Source organism: Arthrobacter sp. P1_A5, assembly GCF_056406825.1.
This window is the reverse complement of the sequence record NZ_JBFTZL010000275.1, coordinates 1-3,513: the sequence shown is the minus strand read 5'-3', so window position 1 is coordinate 3,513 and position 3,513 is coordinate 1. Positions and strand designations below refer to the sequence as shown.

Sequence of the window (3,513 nt, the reverse complement as noted above, 5' to 3'; positions counted from 1 at the left end):
ATCCAGCGGTGCCCTTCAAGGTTGCGGCCGGTGCTGAAGCGGTTCCGGTCCTTGCCGGCCGCCCGGCCGTCGGGACGGCCGGGACCTGTTGCCGGCGATGCATCAGGGCCAGTCTCGGGCTGCCGCGTGGGGGTCTGGGTCACGTTGCCCATGCTACCTTTCGCAGCTGTGCTCGCAGGCCCCCGCCCCGGCGGCAGTAGGCTGGTCCTGTGGACCACGAACCCAGCCCTTCCCCCCTTCCTCCCCTCGATCCTCCCTTCGACGGCGATGACGCCGCCGCCGTTCCCGTCCCTGATTCGGCGTCTGTTTCCGCCTCTGTGTCCGCCTCCGGGGGGCCCGGCAGGATCGTCCTCGCCGCGACGCCGATCGGCAATGCGGGCGATGCCTCGGCGCGGCTCGTGGAGTTGCTCGCGACGGCGGACATCGTCGCCGCGGAGGACACCCGGAGGCTGCACCGCCTCGTGCAGAACCTCGGCGTCACTGTGGCGGGCCGGATCATCAGCTATCACGAGCACAATGAGGCAGCCAAGACGGCTGACCTGCTGGCGCAGGTCCGGTCCGGCAAGACCCTGGTGATGGTGACCGACGCCGGCATGCCCTCGGTCTCTGATCCGGGGTTCCGGCTGGTTGAAGGCGCCGTGGCGGCCGGCCTCACCGTCACCGCCGCGCCCGGACCCTCCGCCGTGCTGACCGCCCTGGCACTGTCGGGCCTGCCGACGGACCGGTTCTGCTTCGAGGGCTTCCTGCCGCGCAAGGCCGGTGAACGTTCCTCGCGGCTGGCGGATCTCGACACCGAGCGGCGCACCATGGTGTTTTTCGAGGCGCCGCACCGGCTGGAGCCCATGCTGAGGGCCCTGCGGGAGAGCTTTGGCGCCGACCGCCGGGCCGCCGTCTGCCGTGAACTCACCAAGACCTATGAAGAGGTCATCCGCGGCACCCTGCGCGAACTGCTTGAATGGGCCGAGTCAAGCGAAGTGCGCGGCGAAATTGCCGTGGTAGTGGGCGGCGCCCCGGAACGCGAACCCGGCCGTCCCGAGGATCATGTGGCTGCCGTCAACGGGCTGATAGCCCAGGGCATCCGGCTGAAGGAGGCCGTCGCCGCAGTGGCCGATGACGCGAAGGTCAGCAAGCGCGAACTCTATGCCGCGGTCCTCGCCGCGCGCTGAGCCGTGCGCTGAGCCAGGTGGTGGGTGCCGGGCGGCGGGTTCCGGCGCGCCGCCGTGCCTCGGGGGCCGGAACCGGGCTCCACGCCCACGCAGGACGGTTGTGCAGCTGCACAGCATAGTTTGGATACAGTAGTGCGCGCATGCATAGACTTGCCAGTGAGCGCGGCAGTAGCGTGGCAGTAATCCAGACGCCCGTGCCTGCCTGTGGGAACGAGCGCCTACAACGAGAACTCATTCAAAAACTTGTGCTCACACTAGTTCAACCGAATTGCTGACGAGGGAGTCATTGTGACTGTAACTGCCCAGCCTATTGTTTCCGCGGACCGGGAGAGCGCCCTGCTGGCGTCCGTTCCGACGGGTCTGCTGATCAACGGCGAATGGCGTCCGGCCGTGTCCGGGAAGACCTTCGACGTCGAGGATCCCGCGACCGGGAAGGTCCTGCTCAGCATTGCCGACGCCGGCCCCGAGGACGGCAAGGCGGCCCTGGACGCGGCCGCTGCAGCGCAGGAGTCCTGGGCCAAGGTCCCGGCCCGGGAACGCGGCGAGATCCTGCGCCGCGCCTTCGAGCTGGTGACCGAACGGGCCGAGGACTTCGCGCTCCTGATGACCCTGGAGATGGGCAAGCCGCTGGCCGAGGCCCGTGGCGAGGTCACCTATGGCGCCGAGTTCCTGCGCTGGTTCTCGGAAGAGGCCGTCCGCGCGTTCGGCCGCTACTCGGTCTCCCCGGACGGCAAGTCCCGGCTGCTGGTGACCAAGAAGCCCGTGGGCCCGTGCCTTTTGATTACGCCGTGGAACTTCCCGCTGGCGATGGCCACCCGCAAGATCGCCCCCGCGGTCGCGGCCGGCTGCACGATGGTGCTCAAGTCCGCGAACCTGACCCCGCTGACCTCCCAGCTGTTCGCGGCCGTGATGGTCGAGGCCGGCCTGCCCGCCGGTGTCCTGAACGTCATCCCGACCTCCACGGCCGGCGCCACCACGGGTCCGCTGATCAAGGATCAGCGCCTGCGCAAGCTGTCCTTCACCGGTTCCACCGAGGTCGGCCGCCGGCTGCTCGCTGATGCGTCCGAGACGGTGCTCCGGACCTCGATGGAACTCGGCGGGAACGCCCCGTTCGTCGTGTTCGGGGACGCCGACATCGACGCCGCAGTCGCCGGGGCGATGCTGGCGAAGCTGCGGAACATGGGCGAGGCCTGCACGGCGGCGAACCGGTTCATCGTGCACGAGTCCGTCGCGGCCGAGTTCGCGGAGAAGTTCGCCGCGAAGATGGCGGAGATGACCACGGCCCGGGGCACCGAGGCCGAGTCCAAGGTCGGCCCGCTGATCGATGCCAAGAGCCGGGACAAGGTCCACGAACTCGTCACCGACGCCGTGAACTCCGGTGCTGTCGCAGTGACCGGCGGCTCCGCCGTCGAGGGCCCGGGCTACTTCTACAAGCCCACGATCCTCACCGGCGTGACCGAGGGCAGCCGGATCCTGTCCGAGGAAATCTTCGGACCCGTCGCCCCGATCATCACCTTTGACACCGAGGACGAGGCTGTCCGGCTCGCGAACAACACCGAATACGGGCTGGTGGCCTACGTCTTCACCCGGGACTTGAACCGGGGCATCCGGATGGGCGAACGGCTTGAGACCGGCATGCTGGGCCTGAACGCCGGCGTGGTCTCCAACGCTGCCGCCCCGTTCGGCGGCGTCAAGCAGTCCGGCCTGGGGCGCGAAGGCGGTCTCGAGGGCATCGAGGAATACCTCTACACGCAGTACATCGGCATCGCCGACCCCTACGCCGGCTAGCCACACCAGCTACCCGCGGCGCACCCGGCGGACGGAGTTGCGGATCTTCCCCCAGGATCCCGCGAACCCCCGCCGGGTGCGTAGTGCTGTCCGGGAGAGGAACCCGCGGGGCAGCCGGAGGGCCCGCCGCCAGCCGGCCATGACCGACGGCGGCAGCCATGCCGCGCGCAGCCGGACCAGGAAGCCGGCGTTGGCGCGCAGCGAGGCCTGCACCAGGGCGATCCTGGCAGCGGCGGAGTCGGCCGGATCCGCGGAGCCTGCGGTCCGCGCCGGGCCGGCCACGCCGCCCGGGCGGCCGTACTGCTCACGTTCGAAGTCCTCGGTCAGGGCCGCCGCGGCCCGCTGGCCGGGCCCGTCCGCACCGCCGGGTTCCCCGAAAACCGTCGAGGCGCGCAACCGCTCGGAGAAATTCCGCGGCGTTTCGCTCGCTCCGGGCGCCACCCCGTAGTCCGTGGCCAGATCCCGCAGTTCCGCCCAGGCCGGCAGCGCCGTCCCGGCCGTGACGCCGGGATTGCCGCGGGCCGCCGTCCTGAGCCTGCGGCGCCGCACGCCGCTGCGC

The 3,513-nt window shown here is 70.3% G+C and carries 3 protein-coding genes; 2 read left to right on the top strand and 1 reads right to left on the bottom strand.

Going from position 1 to position 3,513, the window contains the following annotated elements; all coding sequences use genetic code 11:
• Positions 1-209 precede the first annotated feature (209 nt).
• Both rsmI and AC1D1S_RS20180 read left to right on the top strand, forming a co-directional pair.
• The gene (gene rsmI, locus AC1D1S_RS20185) at positions 210-1,166 is read left to right on the top strand and encodes a 16S rRNA (cytidine(1402)-2'-O)-methyltransferase (RefSeq protein WP_476942950.1); all 957 of its coding nucleotides are present in this window, start codon (positions 210-212) and stop codon (positions 1,164-1,166) included.
• Positions 1,167-1,454: 288 nt separating this feature from the next.
• Complete coding sequence (locus tag AC1D1S_RS20180) at positions 1,455-2,954, top strand: NAD-dependent succinate-semialdehyde dehydrogenase (protein WP_243179863.1); 1,500 nt, start codon at positions 1,455-1,457, stop codon at positions 2,952-2,954.
• Between the two features lie 9 nt (positions 2,955-2,963).
• Here AC1D1S_RS20180 and AC1D1S_RS20175 read toward each other — a convergent pair.
• A partial coding sequence (locus AC1D1S_RS20175; RefSeq protein WP_476995331.1) for a DUF4129 domain-containing protein occupies positions 2,964-3,513 on the bottom strand: 550 nt, incomplete at its 5' end.